General features: G+C 46.8%; 22 protein-coding genes. 9 read left to right on the forward strand and 13 right to left on the reverse strand.

Going from position 1 to position 21,784, the window contains the following annotated elements; translation table 11 throughout:
- The first annotated feature begins 39 nt into the window (after nt 1-39).
- On the forward strand, nt 40-588 hold the full coding sequence (locus KAI37_RS23955; protein ID WP_025722193.1) for a GNAT family N-acetyltransferase: 549 nt from the start codon (nt 40-42) through the stop codon (nt 586-588).
- A gap of 99 nt (nt 589-687) precedes the next feature.
- On the opposite strand, the gene KAI37_RS23960 is transcribed toward KAI37_RS23955, so the two are convergent.
- From KAI37_RS23960 to KAI37_RS24020, 13 genes are all read right to left on the reverse strand, one after another.
- Entirely contained in the window at nt 688-1,182 is a 495-nt protein-coding gene (locus KAI37_RS23960; protein ID WP_071558126.1) for a GNAT family N-acetyltransferase, read from the reverse strand.
- A gap of 104 nt (nt 1,183-1,286) precedes the next feature.
- Nucleotides 1,287-2,537, reverse strand: a complete 1,251-nt coding sequence (locus tag KAI37_RS23965) for an MFS transporter (RefSeq protein WP_220030350.1) — start codon at nt 2,535-2,537, stop codon at nt 1,287-1,289.
- Between the two features lie 46 nt (nt 2,538-2,583).
- Nucleotides 2,584-4,716: a molybdopterin-containing oxidoreductase family protein gene (locus tag KAI37_RS23970; RefSeq protein ID WP_220030351.1), complete on the reverse strand. Its 2,133-nt coding sequence runs from the start codon at nt 4,714-4,716 to the stop codon at nt 2,584-2,586.
- A 371-nt stretch (nt 4,717-5,087) separates the two neighbouring features.
- Nucleotides 5,088-5,921, reverse strand: coding sequence for a formate/nitrite transporter family protein (locus KAI37_RS23975; RefSeq protein ID WP_104411481.1), 834 nt, complete (start codon nt 5,919-5,921; stop codon nt 5,088-5,090).
- 387 nt (nt 5,922-6,308) lie between these two features.
- On the reverse strand, nt 6,309-7,670 hold the full coding sequence (locus KAI37_RS23980; protein ID WP_071558124.1) for an FAD-dependent oxidoreductase: 1,362 nt from the start codon (nt 7,668-7,670) through the stop codon (nt 6,309-6,311).
- A gap of 391 nt (nt 7,671-8,061) precedes the next feature.
- Nucleotides 8,062-8,538, reverse strand: coding sequence for a glutathione peroxidase (locus KAI37_RS23985; RefSeq protein ID WP_220030352.1), 477 nt, complete (start codon nt 8,536-8,538; stop codon nt 8,062-8,064).
- A gap of 87 nt (nt 8,539-8,625) precedes the next feature.
- Nucleotides 8,626-9,429, reverse strand: coding sequence for a hypothetical protein (locus KAI37_RS23990; RefSeq protein ID WP_220030353.1), 804 nt, complete (start codon nt 9,427-9,429; stop codon nt 8,626-8,628).
- Nucleotides 9,430-9,441: 12 nt separating this feature from the next.
- Nucleotides 9,442-10,335 carry an ABC transporter ATP-binding protein gene (locus KAI37_RS23995; protein ID WP_025722201.1) on the reverse strand — a complete coding sequence of 298 codons (894 nt, stop codon included), beginning with the start codon at nt 10,333-10,335 and terminating at the stop codon, nt 9,442-9,444.
- Nucleotides 10,336-10,566: 231 nt separating this feature from the next.
- Nucleotides 10,567-11,586, reverse strand: a complete 1,020-nt coding sequence (locus KAI37_RS24000) for an LLM class flavin-dependent oxidoreductase (RefSeq protein WP_220030354.1) — start codon at nt 11,584-11,586, stop codon at nt 10,567-10,569.
- 103 nt (nt 11,587-11,689) lie between these two features.
- Nucleotides 11,690-12,853 (reverse strand): AI-2E family transporter, encoded by a 1,164-nt coding sequence (locus KAI37_RS24005; RefSeq protein WP_071643397.1) that lies wholly within the window; start codon nt 12,851-12,853, stop codon nt 11,690-11,692.
- A gap of 150 nt (nt 12,854-13,003) precedes the next feature.
- A complete protein-coding gene (locus KAI37_RS24010) occupies nt 13,004-14,017 on the reverse strand; it encodes an LCP family protein (RefSeq protein ID WP_220030355.1) in 1,014 nt (337 codons plus the stop codon).
- Between the two features lie 91 nt (nt 14,018-14,108).
- Nucleotides 14,109-15,011 carry a cation diffusion facilitator family transporter gene (locus KAI37_RS24015; protein ID WP_013312377.1) on the reverse strand — a complete coding sequence of 301 codons (903 nt, stop codon included), beginning with the start codon at nt 15,009-15,011 and terminating at the stop codon, nt 14,109-14,111.
- Nucleotides 15,012-15,220: 209 nt separating this feature from the next.
- Nucleotides 15,221-16,870: a DEAD/DEAH box helicase gene (locus KAI37_RS24020; RefSeq protein ID WP_220030356.1), complete on the reverse strand. Its 1,650-nt coding sequence runs from the start codon at nt 16,868-16,870 to the stop codon at nt 15,221-15,223.
- A 350-nt stretch (nt 16,871-17,220) separates the two neighbouring features.
- Between KAI37_RS24020 and KAI37_RS24025 the strand changes: the two genes are divergently transcribed.
- From KAI37_RS24025 to KAI37_RS24060, 8 genes are all read left to right on the forward strand, one after another.
- Nucleotides 17,221-17,829, forward strand: coding sequence for a hypothetical protein (locus KAI37_RS24025; protein WP_258383103.1), 609 nt, complete (start codon nt 17,221-17,223; stop codon nt 17,827-17,829).
- A gap of 39 nt (nt 17,830-17,868) precedes the next feature.
- Nucleotides 17,869-18,513: an immunity 50 family protein gene (locus KAI37_RS24030; protein WP_071643405.1), complete on the forward strand. Its 645-nt coding sequence runs from the start codon at nt 17,869-17,871 to the stop codon at nt 18,511-18,513.
- On the forward strand, nt 18,506-18,916 hold the full coding sequence (locus KAI37_RS24035; protein ID WP_071643406.1) for a hypothetical protein: 411 nt from the start codon (nt 18,506-18,508) through the stop codon (nt 18,914-18,916). The genes KAI37_RS24030 and KAI37_RS24035 overlap by 8 nt, the downstream gene beginning before the upstream one ends.
- Nucleotides 18,917-18,962: 46 nt before the next feature.
- Nucleotides 18,963-19,469, forward strand: a complete 507-nt coding sequence (locus KAI37_RS24040) for a HEAT repeat domain-containing protein (RefSeq protein ID WP_071643407.1) — start codon at nt 18,963-18,965, stop codon at nt 19,467-19,469.
- Between the two features lie 29 nt (nt 19,470-19,498).
- A complete protein-coding gene (locus KAI37_RS24045; RefSeq protein WP_071643409.1) occupies nt 19,499-20,128 on the forward strand; it encodes a hypothetical protein in 630 nt (209 codons plus the stop codon).
- 83 nt (nt 20,129-20,211) lie between these two features.
- Nucleotides 20,212-20,739 (forward strand): SMI1/KNR4 family protein, encoded by a 528-nt coding sequence (locus KAI37_RS24050; protein ID WP_220030358.1) that lies wholly within the window; start codon nt 20,212-20,214, stop codon nt 20,737-20,739.
- On the forward strand, nt 20,723-21,283 hold the full coding sequence (locus KAI37_RS24055; protein WP_071643410.1) for a hypothetical protein: 561 nt from the start codon (nt 20,723-20,725) through the stop codon (nt 21,281-21,283). The genes KAI37_RS24050 and KAI37_RS24055 overlap by 17 nt, the downstream gene beginning before the upstream one ends.
- A gap of 2 nt (nt 21,284-21,285) precedes the next feature.
- The gene (locus tag KAI37_RS24060) at nt 21,286-21,729 is read left to right on the forward strand and encodes an immunity 26/phosphotriesterase HocA family protein (protein WP_220030359.1); all 444 of its coding nucleotides are present in this window, start codon (nt 21,286-21,288) and stop codon (nt 21,727-21,729) included.
- Nucleotides 21,730-21,784: the final 55 nt, after the last annotated feature.

Consider the following 21,784-nt stretch of genomic DNA (forward strand, 5'->3'; position numbering starts at 1 on the left):
CTGGTTTAGCGATTTTCCGAGTGAAAGAGGGGATCAATCATGTTTACATATGCGTTGGACGAACGCACAGTCCTTCGGCCGCTCACCAAGGAGCATGTGCAGCCTCTGTTTGAGCTGATCGAAATGTCCCGTGACCGCCTGCGTCAATGGCTTCCATGGGTAGACTCTACCACGGAAATCAGCCACACAGAGCAGTTCGTGCAGGGCGCCTTAAAACAAGCCGCAGAGAACGGTAGTCTGACCGCTGGAATTTGGATAGACAACGAGCTTGCTGGCATCATCAGCTACCATGAGATCAATTGGACTCACCGCTCTGTTAGCATCGGATACTGGCTTGGACACGGGTACGAAGGACAAGGTCTTATGACCAGCGCCTGCCGCGTATTCGTTGAGTATGCTTTGATGGAGCTGAACTTACATCGGGTCGAAATCCGTTGTGCAACTACGAACCGCCGCAGCCGCGGTATTCCAGAACGTTTGGGCTTTGTGCTCGAAGGCATTGTACGCGAAGCGGAATTGCTGCCCGACGGCTACATGAACCACGCAGTGTATGGTATGCTCCAAAATGAATGGAAGCAACTTCGGTAATATTGTATTGTACAACAACGCCGCAGACCTGATCAGGCCTGCGGCGTTGTTTGTTTAGGCCGGGCATAAAAGCGAATATTACTGTCTGTAGCCTCCCGCCTATTTTAAAAAATAGGCCATTAACACATCATCCACGAATTGGCCTGCTATGTAAAACTCCTCATGCAAACGTCCTTCAATCGCGAAACCACTTTTTTCATAAAACATAAGGGCTTCCGTGTTGCATGAGAGTACACGCAAACTCAACTTGCGTATGCCCTCGGCAGCTGCAATGTCCTTCATGGATTTCATGAGCGCTGTCCCAATACCTTTACGATGGTAAGCTGGATGTACAGCTATATTTATTTCGAGTACATGACAATTACTAGCCAACAGCGTTGGAGAACGAAATCCAATATACCCGCAGAGTACTTCCTGTTCGATGGCGACCAGTTGAGAGCCTGGAGGCGTATTGCGCAGAAACTCTCCGCGCGACTTCCAAGACAGCGAAGCGGGAGCCGTGCGTTCATTCCATACCAATTCATCCAGCGCAATCAGATCAGGAGCATCCTTCATCTCCGAATGACGTATTGTCAAGGGTTGACTTGTAAACAATTCCTTTCAATCCTTCCTGTGAAGGCTTTCCTGAAGCAATAACTACAACCATTCGTCACTTATTGTACCATAATTACAGCATATTACTGCACTTTTATTAGGACTTAAGAACTGGGAGCATCTACCTTGGATGTCGTAGTATCCAAAGTATCCGAATGATGCCGGTAACGGTTCATCCAGCTATGCAGGACGAAAAACAGGATCGACAACACTGCTACGCCTGATGCCAGCCAAAGTGTAGGCGGTAACCCACCGCCATCATACAACTTCCCCATAATATAAGGCCCCATTACCCGTCCGGCTGCGCCAATGCCCCCCACAAGCCCAATGTAAAAGGGTGCACCCCGACCTCCATGATCAGACAGGAATGCTGGAACCGCAGGTGCAATCAGCATTTCTCCCAGGGTCGCCAGAACCATAGCGAATATCATTCCAGTATAGTTCTGTGTGCCCAGCATGACAATATAAGCCGCCAAATAAAATCCTCCGGCCCATGTCATTTGCGCTGAAGCGTGATGAGCGTACAGTCGTTTTATCCAAAAAATAATGGGTTGTGCAGCAAAAATAAGGATACCATTCAGCGTCCATAGTAACCCATACATCGTTTTAGGCAAGCCCTGCTCAATAATATGGGGAGACACTCCTGTATTCCAGATCGAATTGCCGAACCATAAAAAAAGCGAGCCTAACCCCACAAAGAGATACAATCTGGTATCACGAAACAGCAAACGAGCTGGCATTTCCTCTCTTTTCTTCACGGACTTGCTGAGCTGTACTTCTCCCTCTTCCCGATCCACCCTACTTAGATAAGACCAGAAGAACCCGGCAAATACCGCAGAAGTCACCCCGTTCATCACAAAGCTGAGCTGATAGGAAAGGTCAGCCAGAACGCCACTCAATCCCGTACCCACTGCAACCCCAATATTGTTAGCGACATAAATAATATTAAACAGCTCTCCACGACGGTCAGCGAAACGAAAACCTACAAAGGCCTGAATCGCAGGCACAGATACGACATTAAAAAAGCCGATAAAGCCCATCATGATGACAAACGCTACCCAATGACCACTGGTAAATGGAAGCGTGAGAAGTCCCAGCGCGTTCATCGCCAGCGAGCCAACAATCAATTTTTTGGCTCCAATACGATGATAGAGGGCTCCGCCCAGCACTTGACCAAAAATCCCGCCCAGAGACTGCACTAAAATCGCAATCCCTGCATCTCCCATACTACGGTTCAGTTCGTCAAACACATACATGCTAACCAACGGCCACATCAATGAACTTCCAGCGGAATTAATCAGGCTAGCAACGAGAAACACTTTCACTTCTTTCGGATAAGACTCCAACCATTTCATATCTTTTGTTTCTCCTTTTGCATCTGACGCCATAAATGGCATTATCTCATTGGCGCTTCACATTCACCACCGTTGAGAAGAAAGTAGCCCCCTGTCCCATATCCGACAGCCGATCAGAGGTTAACACATTGGCACGCTGTCTGCGTCCTTTGCCTTCCCACCATAATCCCTGGCTAATCACTGTACCGGGCAGCATCAGATCGGTGACTTTGGCTTTCAGCTCATACGTCCCCCGATCATTCCATACGGTAACCGGTTCCCCATCCGCGATGCCTCTGGTCTGAGCATCCTCCGGGTGAATTTGTAGCAAGGGCTCCCGCTCCAGCCGCTGATGCTTGGGTAAGTTAGCGAAAGTAGAATTCAGAAAATTATGGTTTGGCGGTGAAATAAACATTAATGGAAACCGCTCGTCCGCTTGCGGTCGATGCTCGCCATCATACCCTTCGATCAGCGGCACATATGAAGGCATCGCGGGCAGACCTGCTTGTTTCATTTTTTCCGAATATAGTTCAATCTTGCCTGAAGGCGTGGTTAAACGATCCAAATAAGTGGCCTTTGGCGACATATCGAGCTTTACAAAAGGTGACTCTTTTAAGGCTTCCAAGGTTACACCGTTGAGATAAGGGTTCGTTGGATTATCAAGCGCGCCTGCGATCATGTCCTCTTCACTTTCCGTAAAGGCAGCTTCGTCAAAGCCCATAGCCCGTCCGAGCAGGCTAAACAGCTCATAATTGCTTTTGCTTTCCCCGAGTGGAGCAATGACGGGTTCCTGCATCTGGACATAGTGATGCCAGTAGGATTTATATAGGTCCGTACCTTCAAAGGAAGACGCTGCAGGCAGCACAATATCGGCATAACGGGCCGTATCCGTAAGAAACAGGTCATGTACGACTGTGAACAAATCCTCTCGTTCAAATCCTTCAGTCACCCGTTCCGAATCGGGAGCTACAACTACCGGGTTACTGCAGTATACGAATAACGCCTTAATTGGCTGTTCCTTCTGTAGCAGCGCTTCTCCGATCCGGTTCATGTTGATCACCCGGGCATCCGGGTTCTGTCGCAGATCAGGACGTGCCAGATTGGCGCCGTTAAACTTGCCATAAGCACCATTAGAGCGTGATGCTCCCCCGCCGTGCTTCAGCCATTGTCCAGTGAGCGCAGGCAAGCACGTAACCGCACGTACATTCATACCGCCATTATCATGATGCTGAAGCCCATTGCCGATATTGATATACGCTGCTCGCGCAGTTCCGTACATTTCCGCTAAACGGATAATATCTACTTCCGGCACGCCGGTAATCCGCGAAACTCGCTCTGGTGTATATGTCTTAACATGCTCGCGCAGTTCCTCATGGCCTACCGTGTAGCGATGTAAAAATTCGTCGTCCGTCAGTCCCTTAGCGAACAGCACATTCATAACCCCCAGCGCGAGCGCCGTATCCGTCCCCGGATATAACGGAATGAACCAATCCGCCCATTGCGCCGTCCGGTTGCGATGAACGTCAATAACGACCACCTTAGCACCTTTTTTACGTGCTTTCTCAGCCAAAACGACCTGATGCATGTTGGTACTAATGACATTTCCACCCCACACAATAATGAGGTCTGCATCCTCCGTATCCTCCGGGCTGGTGCCGCCCTTAAAACCCATAACGGACGCCCAGCCTTCATTCCCTGCCACACTGCATATCGTCTGATCCAGTTGGCTTGAACCCAGCGCATTAAAAAATCGGCGATCCATTCCATCCACACTCAATACGCCCATATTGCCATAAAAGCTGTAGGGGAGAATAGATTCCGATCCGTCCGTACGTATCAGCTCCTTGAACCGACCTGTAATGGTATCGACCGCTTCCTCCCAGCTAATTCGTTCAAACTTCCCTTCTCCTTTGGGGCCTATACGTTTCAACGGATAGAGCACCCGATCAGGATCATATACCCGCTCCGTCATATTGCGAACTTTGTTACAAATAGCCCCTTTGGTAATAGGATGATCCGGGTTCCCAGTCACCTTGACTATCTTTCCATTTTCCTTGTGAAGCAGGAGCCCACACGTATCCGGGCAATCTAACGGGCATACAGCCGGAAAAATACCGGCCTGCTGCTCCGTCATCCGCTGTCCCCTTTGTAAGTCTTGTTGAAGCGTGGCCTCAGGAGGCGCGCTATTGCGATGATCCATAGTGTTGATGCTCCTTTCCGTTACCGTTTCCAAAAATTACACTGATCTTATCATATCTACAGCTTTGACCTATGGCAAGAGAAGGATTTTCCCACACAGCCGCTCTCCAAAATATTAAAAAATCCGTCTGCTGTATACAGCAAAACGGATTTTTAAAAATCATAATTATTTTTTTATCACCCTGTTTCATCATTTCTTACCGAGGGTAAAAGAGATCAAGGCATTATGGACGAGAGCACACTCATCCTCCATGCCAAATCATGGACCACTCCCAAAAAAATCCGCCATGACAGGTTTCGTTCCCCCGGGCCTGTCATGGCGGATTTGCTTTGTTCATTGCTGTTTAAAGTACCATAATTAAGCAGGATCACTCAACGGATTTGATGTGCAACCGAAGAAGTAGTTGGAGATTCATTCACTGGATGTGCGTTGGCTTGAGGCTTTTTCAAATAGGCCAACCAGTAGGCTCCAGCCACAAACAGGCTACCTCCTACCAAATTCCCCAGCCATACCGGAATGAAGTTCATAACATAATCTGCCCATGAAAAGTGGCCTGCAAAAATAGCCGCCGGAATGAGAAACATATTGGCAACAACGTGCTGAAATCCAATAGCGACAAAGGCCATTGTCGGGAACCAAATCCCCATAATCTTGCCACCGATTGAGTCTGTGCTATATGCCAGCCATACAGCCAGTGCTACGAGCCAGTTACATCCTATACCCGATATAAACGACTGCAAAAAGCTTTCATGCAGCTTATGTCCTGCCATATCCACCACTTTGTCCAAGTAAGGGCCCGTCTCTGTCATACCCAGCACATGCCCAAAGAAAAATGCAACAAATAACGCACCTGCAAAATTACTGAGCGTAATAATGGCCAAATTACGGAACATAGCGCCGGTCTTAATCCGTCCTGCCCATCTCGCCAAAGGGACAGCCATCATATTACCGGTCAGCAATTCTCCGCCAGCGATCAATACCAACACGAGACCTACAGGGAACACGGAAGCTCCAATAAAGGTAGCAATACTCCCCCATTCCTTAGGTGCGCTTGCGATGACACGTATATCCAGCAAAAACCCGAGTGCAATAAATGCACCTGCCAAAAATCCCAATACCACCGACACAGTCCACGGGTTGTTCGCTTTAGCCACTCCTGTTTCTACCGTCTTTTCGGCAATTTGCCCCGGCTTATAGCTTGCCATATGTTCCCGCTCCTTTAACATCTTTTTACTCGAATATTCTTCTCTCATATTTTATTTAAAATCAGTGATTATGTTTGTGAAAAAAATCACTTTATTAACTATAAAAAAAACAGCCCTTGGAAAAAGGACTGTCTTTCTGTATTATTGCATCTACTGCGCTACTACGCGCTTTACATTTAATTGTATTCTTCCTTTTCAACTGCTCTCAAGAACCAAATAACTCCACCGAGGCCTACCAGCGCCACGACTACAAGAAAAAGGATATAAAACAAACCCATAAGCTACTTCCCCCCTGATCCTTATGCTACTCTATATTGTACTATAAGGATTCATTCGTACGCCTCAGATTGTTGACAAACTTATGAACAATGTCACAGACAAACCGAATTATACAGTAACTGGGTTCCGTTCGGATATTGTAGGCAATGCTTGTAAACCTGCTGCGTTCAGGAAATTCCAAGGCTTGTTATAATGCGGCTGGAAGAAGAAATCGACAAAGGCCAACTGGTCAATAGTCATATGATTTTGAATGGCTACAGATAGCGTGTTAATGGATTGCGTCAAATCCACCTTCGACATAATTTGAGCACCCAAAATTCTTCGTGTCTCCTGCTCATATACCACTTTCAGTAATACCTTTTCGGAGGTTGGCATAAATTCAGGCCGGTAGCTGTCCTCAATGGTTACAGCTTCTACAGTCATGCCTTCGTCCTTTGCCGCCGCTTCCGTCATGCCTGTTCCTGCGATATTGTCTTCGTAAATTTTGATACCCGAAGTTCCTTGGGTTCCCATGTAGGCAATGGTTGGTTGTACCAGATTACGTGCTACCAGCGTACCCATACGAACTGCGTTGGTTGCCAAAGGGATATAAGCCGTTTTGCCTGTCGGATTATAGCGGATTGCACAACTGTCACCTGCTGCAAACACGTCCGGGCAGCTACTTTGCATATAGTTATCCACAATGATCGCACCGTTAGGCAACATATCTACCTGACCTTTGAGCAGATCCGTTTGAGGTCGGAAACCGATGCAGAGAATAACAAGCTCTGTTTCATATTCTCCTTTAGAGGTCACGACTTTACTCACCTTACCGTTCGTACCCTCAAAACGACTCACCGTCTCGCCAAGTACCAGCTTAATGCCATGCTCCTTCAGGGAACTTTCAATCCGGTCTGTATACTCATGGTCCAAATACTTATTCAATATACGATCAGCACTGTCGATCAGTGTTACGTTTTTACCGTTCATTTGGAAAGCTTCTACCAGTTCAACACCAATGTATCCAGCTCCGACGACTGTAATGTTCTGTACGTGCTGGGCTTTCTCAATGATATCATTCGAATGATTATAGTTTTTACAGAGCAAAATATGATCAAGTTCAATGCCTTCCAGCTTCGGAATAATGGGCCATGATCCTGTAGTCACAATTAATTTATCAAATGTGTCTGTAAATTCTTCGCCTGTTTGGAGATTACGTGCATGCAGCGTCTTGCCTGCCGTATCCACACTCGTTACCTCATGAAGCATCTTGGTCTCTACACCCAAGTCAGCCAGTTGATCTGGAGACGAATAAAACAGTCCGTGCGGATCTTTGACGACACCACCTACGTACAGAGCAATACCACAAGATAAGAATGAAATATTATCATTACGCTCATAAACGGTAATTTCGGCATCTGGATAACATTTAGCTGTGTTGACGATAGCTGCCGTGCCTGCGTGTGTACATCCGATAACTGCTACTTTCATGTTAAATTCCTCCTTGGTGTGTGGGCATAAAATGTATAATAATTGTGAATAGTTTCACGTAAACAGCTCGTTAACGTTTGTGATTTATTTCACTTCATGCGCTTATTATAGTGTGATATTTTTCACATTACAATAGCTTTTTAAGATATTCACAATTTGTCCACATTTAAAAAAGAAAGGATAGCCGAGTTCGGTCGTTTGCTGAAATGTTTCTTTGCTCCATCCAGTTTTCCCTGTAAGCCCCCTGATTATGCCCTTGGAATCGACCTTCACATGATGCAACACTCCTTAGACAAATGTATATGTAGAGAACAAAAAAGGTCCGTTTCCCGAAGACATTCCGGAAATCAGACCCTTTTTAAACATATACATTGGAATTAAAGCGAAGCTACTATAGCAATTGCTCAATAGCTGCTTTCATCGCTTCTGGTGACTCCTTCGGTTCAAAACGACCCACAGGTACACCTTCACGATTCACAATGAATTTCGTGAAATTCCACTGAATTGTCCCATCTTCCTGTTCTCCAGGCTGTTGCTTTTTTAAATATCCAAACAGAGGCGCTGTATCCGGTCCGTTGACGTCCACTTTGGCGAATACCGGGAAACTAACCCCGTAATTCAGTTGGCAAAATTCAGCCGCTTCCTCGCTGCTGCCCGGCTCCTGACCGCCAAATTGGTTGCAAGGAAATCCTAATACAACTAATCCCCGATCCTTATATTCGTCATAAAGCTTTTGCAAATCCCCATATTGCGGGGTAAGTCCACATTTACTGGCGGTATTCGCAATAACCAGCACCTTACCGGTGTAAGTATTCAGAGAAACCTCCTGATTCGCTGGTGTTACGGCATTATGTGAATAGACAGACATACAGCATCCTCCTTCGTGTCGCTTGGTTTAGGTTACATAACCTATTTTAGCCAAAACGTGACGGACATGCCAACATCCACAGTGACTTTACCGTGATGCCATCACTTCGAGTCTGCGTTCTTCGCGTTCGGAAGCGGACATTTTTGGGCAAGCATAACAATACCGCTGACCTCCACCTGTCTTGTAATATTGGCAACAGGACGGTTTCATGTAGGTATTTTCACCGGGACGGTAAGGATTGTCCAATTCAATGAGACGAACCGTAAACGGATTTCTTTTACGCCCGAATACCTCTCCCTTCAGCTCACGTGTCACATACATATAATCTTGTTCAAAGCGCTCCACATCCTGAGGATCAGTCAACGATGGCTGTACTCTATCCTTAAAATACAGCAATGTCAACGGAAACTGTCCCCACATTTGCCCAATAGATGCGCTCCCCACTGCAGCTATTGCCTCCAATATGGGCCGCATCTGCAAACTGTAAAAGTCACGTAACACTTGCTGAGCCTGTTCGGAAGAATAGTCATCCCCATTGTTCCGCGTATTGTCCAGCTCTGTTAGGTCGATGACCTGGAGGCTAATAGAAGGATATTGACCTTCATAACAAATATGAAATCTGAGATTGGAAACGGACAGATCCAAACGACGTTCACACAGTGACACCATAAAATGCTGTGCAAACACGAGACCACGCAACTGGTTCACAAAATAAACGGCTGCGGTTAAATCGTCTTCAGCACGCAGAAGATCGCCGTAATACTCCATCACAGAGTGGATTTTATCTGGTTCAAGCCATTCGGCCACTGGCCCGGAATATACTGCATCCTCCGGCGTGACTCTCACTATTTTCGCTAGTTGCTCAAGTTGATCGTAATCCAGTGGTCTCATGGTATGTCCTCTTTAACCTCTTGCCGCTACTTGTGCTCTAGCATCACGTCGCTCAGCAACAGAACCCACAGGTTGCTTATCTTCCATATTCATTTCTTTTACTGCTTGGCTTACCGCAGGCTGTCCAGCCAAAGCATACGGAAGACAGAGCGGTACACCCGTACGAGGATCTGTTACAATATCCGCTTCGATCCCGAACACCTCACGCAGCACATCAGGGGACATAACCTCAGTTGGAGTTCCTACCGCCTCGGCCTTCCCTTTTTTGATCGCAATCATATGCTGAGCATACCGAGCGGCATGGTTCAAATCATGCACGACCATAACAATAGTGCGCTCCTCCGAAGTATTCAGATACTCTAGCAAATGCAGCACTTCCAGTTGATGCGCCATATCTAAAAATGTCGTTGGCTCATCCAGAAACAAAATATCCGTATCCTGCGCAAGCGCCATAGCAATCCAGGCACGCTGACGCTGGCCGCCAGAAAGCTGATCAATCGGACGATCGTGGAACTCGCTCATTCCCGTTACTTGAATGGCCCATTCTACCATTTTGCGATCTTCCGCTTTCATGGAACCAAAGCCTTTTTGATAGGGAAAACGTCCGTAAGATACCAGTTCCGTCACGGTTAATCCTTCCGGTGCAGTCGGATTTTGTGGCAAAATAGCCAGCTGTTTAGCTACTTCCCGGGTGGATTGCTTATGAATGGATTTACCGTCAAGCAGAACACTGCCGCCCTTAGGATTCATGATGCGAGCCATCGTCTTCAGAATGGTGGACTTGCCAGAACCATTTGCGCCCACCAAGGCTGTGATTTTCCCTTGCGGTATTTCCACGTTCAGATCTTCTACAATCAATCGATCTTCATAAGCAATATCCAGATTTGCCGTTTTCAGACGAAACATTTGGAATCATCCCTTTCCCTTATCCAATATATATAGTCACGGGCTTAACGCACGACTTTCATCAAAACTTCATTCTATCTTTATATAATAAAGATATTGATAATCATTATCAAGTGTTAACTCGTTTATTTCCTATATCATACAGTGCATATCATCCAATATTTCCTCAAAAAATTCAAAAAAAGATCACAGCTCCTCGAAGCTGTGATCTTTTAAATCCGGCGAATCGCATTATGATTGTACAGAAGACAGTCCAAATGCTTCAGCCATGAGACGTATAGATTTCATTTTGGCATCAAAGTCGTGAATAATGCTCGCAACCATGATCTCCTGGGCATTATAGTCCTTACTTAATTGCTCAATCTGACGCTTCACCTGTTCGGGCGAACCGACCACCATACGTTTGCGATTCTCACGAATACGCATCCGGTCAAACGGCGTATACGGATACGCCAGTGCCTTTTCGACGGAAGGTGTTCCAGCGGAGCGCATTCCCTGCTCTAATAGTACAAGAGACAAGTCCATACTGGAAGCCAACCGATTCGCCTCCTCTTCGGTATCCGCACAGATCGCAAATACGGCAACAAGCGAACGCGGTTGGTCACTATGCCGGGAAGGCTGGAAGCTTTCCTGGTACTCCTTAATAGCACCTGTGCCGCCTTCACCATTAATGAACTGCGCAAACGCAAAGCCCACGCCACGCTCGGCTGCCAGACCTGCGCTATCACCGCTGGAGCCGAGCAACCACATTTCCGGTACAGTTTCTATGAGCGGCATCGCCTGTAGCGAACCGAAACGGTGATCATGGCCCGTGCTGTCATGCAAATAAGCTAACAGGTCATCCAACTGCTCAGGGTACAGATCAACACCACCCCGCATTTTGCCTTCTTGCAGTGCTCTGGTAGCAATGGGCATTCCTCCAGGCGCTCGTCCCAGACCCAGATCAATGCGTCCCGGATACAACCCCTCCAACACACGGAAGTTTTCCGCAACTTTATAAGCGCTGTAATGGGGCAGCATCACACCGCCTGACCCCACTCGAATGGTTGAGGTACGGGCAGCCAGATGCGAAATCAGTACCTCTGGACTGGAGCCTGCTAGATTTGCGGCAGAATGATGCTCTGATACCCAAAAGCGATGATAACCCAAGCGTTCCGCCTCTATAGCAAGCTCAGCGGTCTTTTGTAATGCTTGTGCATGCGTCATGCCTTCCGATACCGGCGATTGGTCAAGAATGCTGAGTTTTATCATAAAGTCTGACCTTTCTATTTTGGAATAAGGATAGACATTAATTATAGCACGCAAAGCCACAGTTACCCAAGAGGGGTCAATATCGATTTTATAGTGGAAAAGTTTATTTTTCGTAAAGACTTGTGTTCACTTTATCCGCCTCATAGAGATGCGAACGCTTTTTAAAGAAACTGTACAGATGTGTAACGATTACTTTCAAGACAGCGTAACCTGGAACCGCCAGTACGATTCCCACCACACCAAACAAATTGCCTGCCGTCAGAATAACGAAGATAATCGTGATCGGATGTACTCGAAGAGATTTACCCATAATTTGTGGAGAAATAAATTTACCCTCAATGAGCTGTACGACTGTCCATACGATAACCATCTTGAGCAGCATAATCGGTGAGGTGACCAAGGCTACAATTAACGCAGGTGTAATGGCAATGACGGGACCTAAGTAGGGGACAACGCTCGTAAAGGACGCAATGACTGCAAGCGTCAGAGAGTAGTCCAATCCAATGATTAGATAACCAATATACAACAGCGCCCCAATACAGAAGCTGACAATAATCTGCCCACGAATATAGGAACTGACCTGATGATTCATTTCGGTCATAATGCGGTCTGTTTCTTTACGAAACATAGGCGGGAGCATTTTCAGGATAAACTGTGGCAGCTTGTGTCCATCTTTTAGCAAGTAGAACAGAATAAATGGAACCGTGGCAATCGCAAGTACCGTTTCTGTAACCACGCCCAAGAAGCTGCCCACGCCCGTCCATGCATTATTAATAAAGCTAGATAACTTTTCAGAAGCTTTGGAGGCCAGCTCAGATGGATTAATTTGAATGGTGTTCTGGAACTGGTTTACAAAATCGCTGCCGATCAGTTTCTCGAATTGTCGTTGTACTTGTTCGCTATAGGCAGGGAAATTCTGGATAAGCCCCTGTATTTGATCGCGGATTACAGGCACCACCGATGTAACCACAATCGCAATAACCCCTATAATGAGCAAAAACAGTACAATAATGGAGTATATTCGTTTCACCTTGTTACGCTCCAGTACATCAACCAACGGATTGAACAGATAGTACAACACGCCGGATAAAATGACAGGGAGAATTATCGTTTTCAGCAGCACCATGACAGGTGTGAATATGTATGAAATTTTGGTAAGCACCAAGATATTCAAGCCGATCAGCAGCAGTACCAGCAGGAATAACACAAACTTGTTGTTCAGAAAAAACTTCTTGAATCGGTCTTTCCATGCCGGAGTTATTTCCACACCACATTCCCCTTCTCTTTACACAATTGAGTATACGTTCTTCATAGTTACGATATATTTTTGGAACAAAATATACAAGGTTATACCCAAATAAACACAAAAGCAAACAAAGTTGTACGTCATCGTACGAACTTCGCTTGCTTTCGAGGGTTATGGAGTATCATTAATTGTAGTTGCAGCATCCACCGTCGTGGTCACAGGTTTGTTCTCCTGTTCAAAAAGATTCTGTATGAAGCGCTTGAGCTTTCTTTCGTCCACACCCAACACCTGCGCACCCTTAATGGTTTCCCCGCGCACCAATTCATTCGGCGGGATTTGCTGCTTCGCTACTGTTGTTGCATCAATATTAAAGCCCAATGAAGCCAATTGCAGCATTTCCGTAGTACTGAGATTCGTTTCAATATAAGGAGAAATGCTAGTTAAAATACTTGGCAGTTTAATTAGAGACGAGGTTGACTGAATTTTACCGCCAAGCTCGGTAATGAATTTGCGTTGCCGCTCCGTACGCGTAAAATCGGAAGTCGCATCATGACGGAAGCGTACATATTGCAAGGCTGTTTTACCGTCCATGTGCTGCATTCCCTTTTTCAAATCAATATCAAACTGGTGTTTATCTGCCTTGGAGGTATAGTGCATATCTTTTTCGACATCCAGGTCAATACCACCCACAGAATCAACCAGCGCAATAAAGCCATTAAAATCAGTATATACATAATATTGAATCGGTATGCCCAACAGATCGCTCACGGTCTGTCTGGTTAAATCCGGTCCACCGTAGGAAAAAGCAGCATTTAATCGACTTTGCCCATGACCTGGGATATTGACGTACGTATCACGAAGAATCGACATAAGTGTAGCCTTTTTCGTAACCGGATCAATAGAAGCAACCATAACGGAGTCAGAACGCCCTGAATCCTCTCCACGGGAGTCGCCGCCTAGCAGCAGAATATTCACTCTTTCTGTCCCATCCCATTCCGGTGGGAGCGATACCTCTACAGGTTGTACATTGGTTTGAGTTTGTGCCTGCGGTTTGAATTTCGAATCTTGCCCGGAAGCAACCGAAATTTGATTCGTAAAATGATATATAGAATACGTATAATATCCGCCCACTAAAAGAACCGCCGCAGTCACAGAAATGCCTAACCATTTTAAAAATTTTCGCATATTTTCGGGTAACCTCGCTTTTATTCATCATCGTTCGGCTTTTAAAAGCATACCCTCCCTGCAAGTTATCTGTCAATTCGCGTCGTCTGTTCTAGTGGTCGTCCGCATACCATGGATTCAAATGGACAAGCACCTCATAAACCCGCGGTTCCCGCTTCATGACAGCCCCCTTAATTAGTCGGATAATATCGTGTCCCTGCTGAATCGTCAAAGAGGCATCCACTGAAGCGCGGATATCCACGATAATATAATGGCCGTGCTCACGGGCACGGATACGGTCAATACGTTGAACCTCGGCTACACTCAGTGCGGCTGCGGCGTAGCTTTCAATTTCCTCCGTTGCAATCGCTTTTTCCATAAGCACATCTATGGATTCACGGCCCATTTCCCACGCCAATTTCAGAACTAGCAATGCCACTACGAATCCCGCAATAGGGTCGCCGTAGGATAAGATTGAAATGCTCCAGTGCTCCCCAATCAGCCCCAAACCGATACCCAGTACAGCAGCCCCAGAGGCGTACACATCAGCGAGATGATCTTTTGCCGTTGCAATAAGACCCTGACTATTGGCCGCTCTCCCGATACGAATCGTGTAGATATACAACCACTGTTTCCAGAGCAAGGAAATAATGGCGGCCACCAATGCCAGTATATGCTCCTGTGGCATCGGTTCGAACAGTGCTGCAATCGAATGATAGCCGATAAATATGCCCGCTCCAAACAATATGACCGCCACCACGCTTGCACCGATCACTTCTGCTTTGCCGTGACCATAAGGATGATCCTCATCCGGCGGCTGGCTGGATATGCGCATCGCTCCCAGTGCCGTTGCAGAGGCAATCACGTCCCCGGCATTATGCACGCCATCGGCCACCAGCACCTTGCTGTTGAACATAAGTCCTGTAATAATTTTAATGCCGGTTAATAGGATGTTGCTAATCAGGCTGATCCATGCTGAGACCATGGCGCGTTTGCCCATATCCTGTTCCTGCATGATGTATAACCCCTCCAAATTTATCTTTTGAAAAATGTATCCTAAACGCTAATCGTTTATTTCAAGGTAGCCCCGCTGCTCATGTCATCTTATGGTGCTGCTCCTTCAAACGTTATGGGTGAAGATTACAATAGCCCCGGAAGATGAGCCTCCCCGGGGCTATTATGATAACCATACAGGAGTATTCTATGAGAATACTCCTGTTTTATCTATCTGGACCGTCCGCGACGGCCTCCTTGTCCTTGACCACCACGCGGGCCGCCTTTGGCTTGTCCACCGCGGCCACCTTGGCCTCCGCGTGCAGAACCACTGCTGCTGCGGTCATATCCACCGCGCTCGCTGCTTTGTCCTGCCGAGCGACCTTGGCCTCCGCGTGCAGAACCGCCGCTGCTGCGGTCATATCCGCCGCGCTCGCTGCTTTGCCCTGCCGAGCGGCCTTGGCCTCCGCGTGCAGAACCACTGCTGCTGCGGTCATATCCACCGCGCTCGCTGCTTTGTCCTGCCGAGCGGCCTTGACCTCCGCGTGCAGAACCGCCGCTGCTGCGGTCATATCCGCCGCGCTCGCTACTGTCGCGGCTAGAGCGACGTTCGCCGCCTATGGCATCACGACGGCCCGCCTGTTCGCGGCCGCTGCCCCGGCGTCCACCGCCGGAGTCGTTGCCGCCGTAGGAACGGCGGTCGTTTCTGCCCGAACGGCGTTCTCGCCCCTGTCGATCAGCCGTATCGGAAGCAGGTCTACGCTGTCCGCCGCCCTCACTGCTGGTGAATGTGACACCAGCAACTTTCTGGATGTTCCGAAGCTCTGGAACATCTCTTGGTGTAGCGAGCGTCACCGCCACGCCTTTGCCTCCGGCACGGCCGGTACGCCCGATGCGGTGGATGTAGCTTTCGGCATCCTGCGGCATGTCATAGTTAAAGACATGCGTGACGCCTTCTACATCCAGGCCGCGCGCAGCTACATCAGTCGCTACGAGCAATTGGAGTTTCGCTTCCCGGAACGCCTTCATCACTTGCTCCCGCTTGTTCTGGGACAAATCTCCGTGAAGCTCACCGCTCTCAAAGCCCAGCTCTTGCAGTTCTTCGTTCAGTTTGGCAGCCCGGCGCTTCGTACGGCAGAAAATAACAGCCAAGTACGGACGATCCGTATTCAGCATATCCACCAATGCCTGTTGCTTACCACGGTCTGTTGTTTGCACAACGACCTGACGGATTTGGCTCACCGGAACGGAAGAAGCGGATTTCACTTTGACATCTACGGGTTCGTTCATATATACACGAGCCAGCTTGCGAATACCGGCTGGCATCGTAGCAGAGAACAGCATCGTCTGCCTCCGGTACGGAACTTCCTGAAGAATCGTCTCTACGTCGTTCAGGAAGCCCATGTGCAGCATTTGGTCGGCCTCATCCAGCACCACCATTTTAACACCGCTCAAATCCAGTGTGCCGCGTCTCAGATGGTCCAGCAGTCGTCCGGCTGTACCGATAATCAACTGTGCGCCGCCCTTCAGCTTGCGAAGCTGACGCTCTACATCCTGTCCTCCGTAGACAGCCAGCAACGACAAGCCTGGCTCCGTAGCCGCCAATAAGTTCGCTTCCTGTGTAATCTGGAGCGCCAGCTCACGAGTTGGAGCAATCACGAGCGCCTGCGGGTGTCGCTTATCCAAATTGAGCTTTTGTAGAATCGGCAGTAAAAACGCAAGCGTCTTCCCTGTTCCCGTATGTGCCTCGGCGATAACATCCTGACCTTCCATCAACAGTGGAATCGACTCCTGCTGTACAGGAGTTGGGGATGAAATCCCCTGTTCTTTCAAGGCTTCTACCCAATGCTGCTCTACGCCTAATGCTGCAAAGTTCTTCAAGTGGTATTCACTTCCCTTATCTGTATTCAATATGTGTCACGTAAAATAGGTTCATGTGCCATATGACATCTATCGTTCCATAGTTCAGAATTCCCATTTTTGTATCGGTTCTCATTCTACCCTTTTCAGGAAGGGAGCTTATCCGTTATCGTTGAATCTGTTCATGTAACCAACATACGGCCGCAATGCGGCTCAGGCCCGTTCCATCTATGACTTTCCTAGTATACGCGAAGTTGAACTGGTTTCCAAACGATTTTAATGAACAGTACCACAGTCAATGTAAAAGGTGAATTCGATCTTCATGTCATATATTATGGTATATGAATTGGTAATTCATGAATAAAGGATGGATGCTTGTGGTTAACAACCTGCATTATAATTTCATAATGACTGGTTCCTTGTCGGAGGAGCACACTTTGTTTGCCGAAGAGTGCTTTACTAACCTGTTCGATTGTTTTGAAACGCTCCTGAATATATCAGGAATCCGCAATACCCGTGTGTCAGTCTATCAAGCCGGAGCTAAAAAGGCCAAACACGGTAAGATTCGCTGGGACAAGCAGGAGTTGCTTCATATTGTAACCGATGATGAATTGATTCCGCTGATGCTAGCTATCGAGGCTCCCAGTATCAAATCATCCTATAACAAAGGGACAACGCCGGAAGTGTACATTCTTTTGTCCAATGACCCCATGTCCCAATCATCCAATAATTGCGGCATACTCGTTTCGATCCGTCAGGACGTTTATGAACGTATCGACCAAACAATCGTCGAAGACGTTATGATGCAGCTGAGCCAGTGGATAAAGGCAAACAAAATGTTACACAGCTCGCGCAACTTTTATGCTGGCAGTAAAGCACGTGCCATTATGGATATTCTTCCATTTATGCTCGAAAAGGATACTCCGGATATGAAGTATGTTTTTCAATCGTGGACTCCGTTCCCTTTACCACACACTTAAACAATCCGTCATACTATTAACCCCAGGAGGCTGCAATTTATGCAAATTCAAGTTCAAAAGGTTGAAAAAAAAGAGAACGAATATCTCATTCATTATCAAGCCGGGGGAGCGTTGCCGTTCGTTCCGCATGATATTGTTCTGATCCATAGCAAACAGTATTTTATAGGCACGATTTTGAAAGTAGAGCCGGAACAAGCCCTTGTACGTATCAATCCAGAATATGAAGACCAACTGACAGGGTCCATCGGACTGGAACTGGCTTTCTCTCCAACCGTTTCTATTCAAGGTGCAGACAGCATTGTCGAAAAGCTCGGCTATTTTCCTCCCTTTCATTATGACCGAATTACAGCTGCTAATATGACGAAAGACCAGATTACGCTGACGATTGAGCTATCCTACGCTAGCGTGCTTGTCCCTAAATCACCGGATCTGGAGCCTTCAACTGAGGCACCTGTAATCCCTGAAGCTCCAGTAAAAGACGTCCCACGCTATGCAGTGACTTTTACATTTCTGGAAACCAAAGAGCATGTATTAACTCCTGTAGAAACAGAAAACATCATCTTGCAGCTTGATTTCCGCTATGAAGAAGCAGACATGGTCGTTGATATCGATGCCTTATCGGGACTGTCAGGTAGCTTTCTGTGCAGAGGTATCCGCGCAGAGATTAAGGAACTGAATGAATAAACAGGAGGCTCGTGAGCTATTACGTTGTCATTCTTTTATTCACGATGATCTGGATCATCCCAAAATGCAAAACGGATTTCTAGGGATGCTTCGTCCCTTCCAAGGCGAACTGATCGAGGACAATTTCCATGAGCTGATGACTATCATTGAAGTTCTGGCAGATGAGTTGGAGAAACCATCCGTAGAACGAGAGCTGATTGCCGCTCTGTGGGGGATATGTCAATATACACGGGCATGGGCATTGTATCCTGATAGTATGCTGCAGCGAAACAACCTGCTGACCGTAGAGCAGATCAACACCCTCGACGATTGGATTGATATGATCTCCTATGCGGTTATGGTGCTGCTGGAGGGTGGCGGACCGGAAGAAGCCTTATCGAACTACAGACATGAGAAAAGCTAGTATACAATGCCCAAAAAGTAATCTGGATAAGAAATGAGGGGGATATATGTCCATACAAACTGATGATGACGGAAAGACATTTTTATCTGTTTTCCCTACACTATCGTATGAAGATCAATTGGTATCATTACGCGAATTAACAGCAATCCCCCAGCCCGTGGGGGACACCGTCGCATTACTTTTGCAGCTTGTACAGCAATCGTCCGCGGATGATCTGCTTCGTATAGAAGCGCTGAAGGTCATCGGACTATATGCAGATCAGAGCCAGCAGCCGACGATCATGCGAGGAATTCGCGAGCTGCTGTCCAAGCCTGAGGAAGATGATGATGTACGAAACGCAGCTTTACAAACTTTGGCATGGATGCCTTGTTCAGAAGCAGAGCTACGTTTAGCTTTGGACTTAATCCGCAGTGATACATATATCTTAGTCAAGGGGGCCGCTTTTGCACTGCTCCGCGCACATAAAGCCAACCCTTTCGCACAACATGCGCTGAAACTATTATTGCAACATGAGGAATTCGGCGCATCTGCCCAACGAGAGCTGTCCACATAATCGACAACCAAAGGAGAATTACTCTACTCATGCGTGTAAGAATATTTATATTCATATTGATTATCGGAATTATTTGTGTGCCTGCCTATTTTATTATGAGTAGCTTTGGATTATTTCAAAATGAAAAGGTGCTTGTACATTACAAGCTTGCCATTGAGGTAAAGGGTAAAAAGTATGATGCCTGGCCTTTAATCAGCAGCTATACCGCGATAGATAAAAAAGGGGACCCTCGTCAGCTCTACTATCAGGCAGAGGGCTCAGGTATAGAGTATCTGTTTCAACTAGCCTATGGACAATATGAACTCAAGCCCTCCAAGGAAAATCCTTTTCTGGACGGGGGAATTCGCTACACCATGGACCATCCTGAGTATGTACGTGAGGAAAAACAGTATAAGAACGCCAACGACTATACGGATTTAACCCATTATTACAATCAACAGGAGCAGGTTATTTATACTTACAACCCTGAAGCCCGGCTCGACAAAACCTATGTGCGCTCCATCATCACCGCTGGGATGACTCGCACCTCTGGTAATTCAAGTAGTGCGGTAAAGGATGACTATATCAATATCAGTAAGCTGTTTAAGGACAAGCTGGGAGTGAATGTGAAGGTAGATGTGGATGAGGACAACAAAATCGTCACCCTATCCATGACATGATCTCACAAACGATGCACCGCTGCATCGTCTCATTTTCAAAAAAGAGATCTATGGTTTACTAGGATCAAGGAGGCTGATTGTTGATGTCATTCGCAATTGAATCAGGGCTTTCGCCTGCCCAGATCGCGGCATTGGAGGAGCAAATACAGCGTATATTACCTGCTGGCTATACACGTTTTCTTTCACAATATAACGGCTTTTATGTAGCCGCCCCTTTTTATTGCAATGTGCCCTTCGATCGCGTGGATAACGGAGACATTGATTTGACTTGTTTTTTCGGATATGAGGTATCCAACAAAAATCATGACCTTCTAGCGATTAATGATGAATTTTTGAATGAAATCAATCATGTCGACAACGCTTTGTTGATTGGTGCAGATGCGGGCGACAATTCTTACGTTCTAATATGTAATGAATACACCCCGTATGTGTACTACTGGGACCGCACACATCTTCATGCTTATGATGACAAACTGAACTATGATATTGCAGAGCAGGACGAATGTGGACATTTATATCTGGTGGCAACAGACTTTACAACGTTTTTTAATCAGGTAATTGAACGACTCAACGAGCAGAAAGGGAGGCCTACTGATGACAGAAATACATAATCCTAAATGGGGACCGGCTTATTTGGAAGGTTGGGTTGTACCCAAAAACCCGGAGGCATGGGTCGAGCAGGAGTGGACTGGTACGCTTCGTTCACAGGCAGGACATACGAAATTCCACATTTTTTATTATGGAGAACTTATGGACGAGCTGATCACTGGAACTGAATTTGCACCCCAGCTTATTATTGCAGAAGAGGCAGTCACAGGTGAACAGATCGTGATTTTTGACGGAACCCGCCATGGTTACGATGCTCTACTATGCGAAGTTTATACCAAGGAACAGCAGAACAATCGCACTCCCCTGCTGCCCTATCTGGACGAAGATGGTGAAGATACTTTCGAGGTAAGCTTGACCGCTTTTTATAATGTGGATTGGGATGACGAGTTTGCAGACGATGTGGATGAGAATGGACAGTTAGAGCTGATCAACGGCGAACGATGCGATTTTGAAGATGCGAAGCGGAACGGCTATGATGCGATCAGCATTACGATTACCAGCGCTAAAGGTCTAAAAACAGAGATCATTCAGGAAGAGCTGGCCTGACGATGGTGTTCAAAAGAATCAAGCATCGGGAAGGCGATATTTTTGTTATCTCCCTGCATGACGGCCGATTTGCAGTATGTCAGGTGATCTGCGCACTGTATGGTAGATTCAAAAAAGCGTTCTCCTTCGGGGTTCTATCCATAGGCCAGAATCAAGCGTACGAGGGTGAAACGACATATCTTCCGTTTACAAATTATCGCGGCCGATTTGAAGTTATATTCACTGCCACCCAAAATCTGACGAAGGGAGTATGGCCTATTATCGATCAGCGCCCTCTATCCGAAGAACAACAGCAGCTAAAATATTTTAATTGTGCGGGCCATCTGTACTGCGGGGATGAATATATACGTAATCTGGAATTGGAAGAATATAATCAATATACTGTAATGGGCGTGGCTGGATATGAGTTGGTACAGCAATATTTAGCCCAATATGAAGACCACTAGCAGAAGAATAGCAGCGCAAATAACCACCTTGAAGTTTGATACCAAGGTGGTTATT

The organism is Paenibacillus sp. S25 (assembly GCF_019454085.1).
In the GTDB taxonomy this organism is placed as follows: domain Bacteria; phylum Bacillota; class Bacilli; order Paenibacillales; family Paenibacillaceae; genus Paenibacillus; species Paenibacillus polymyxa_B.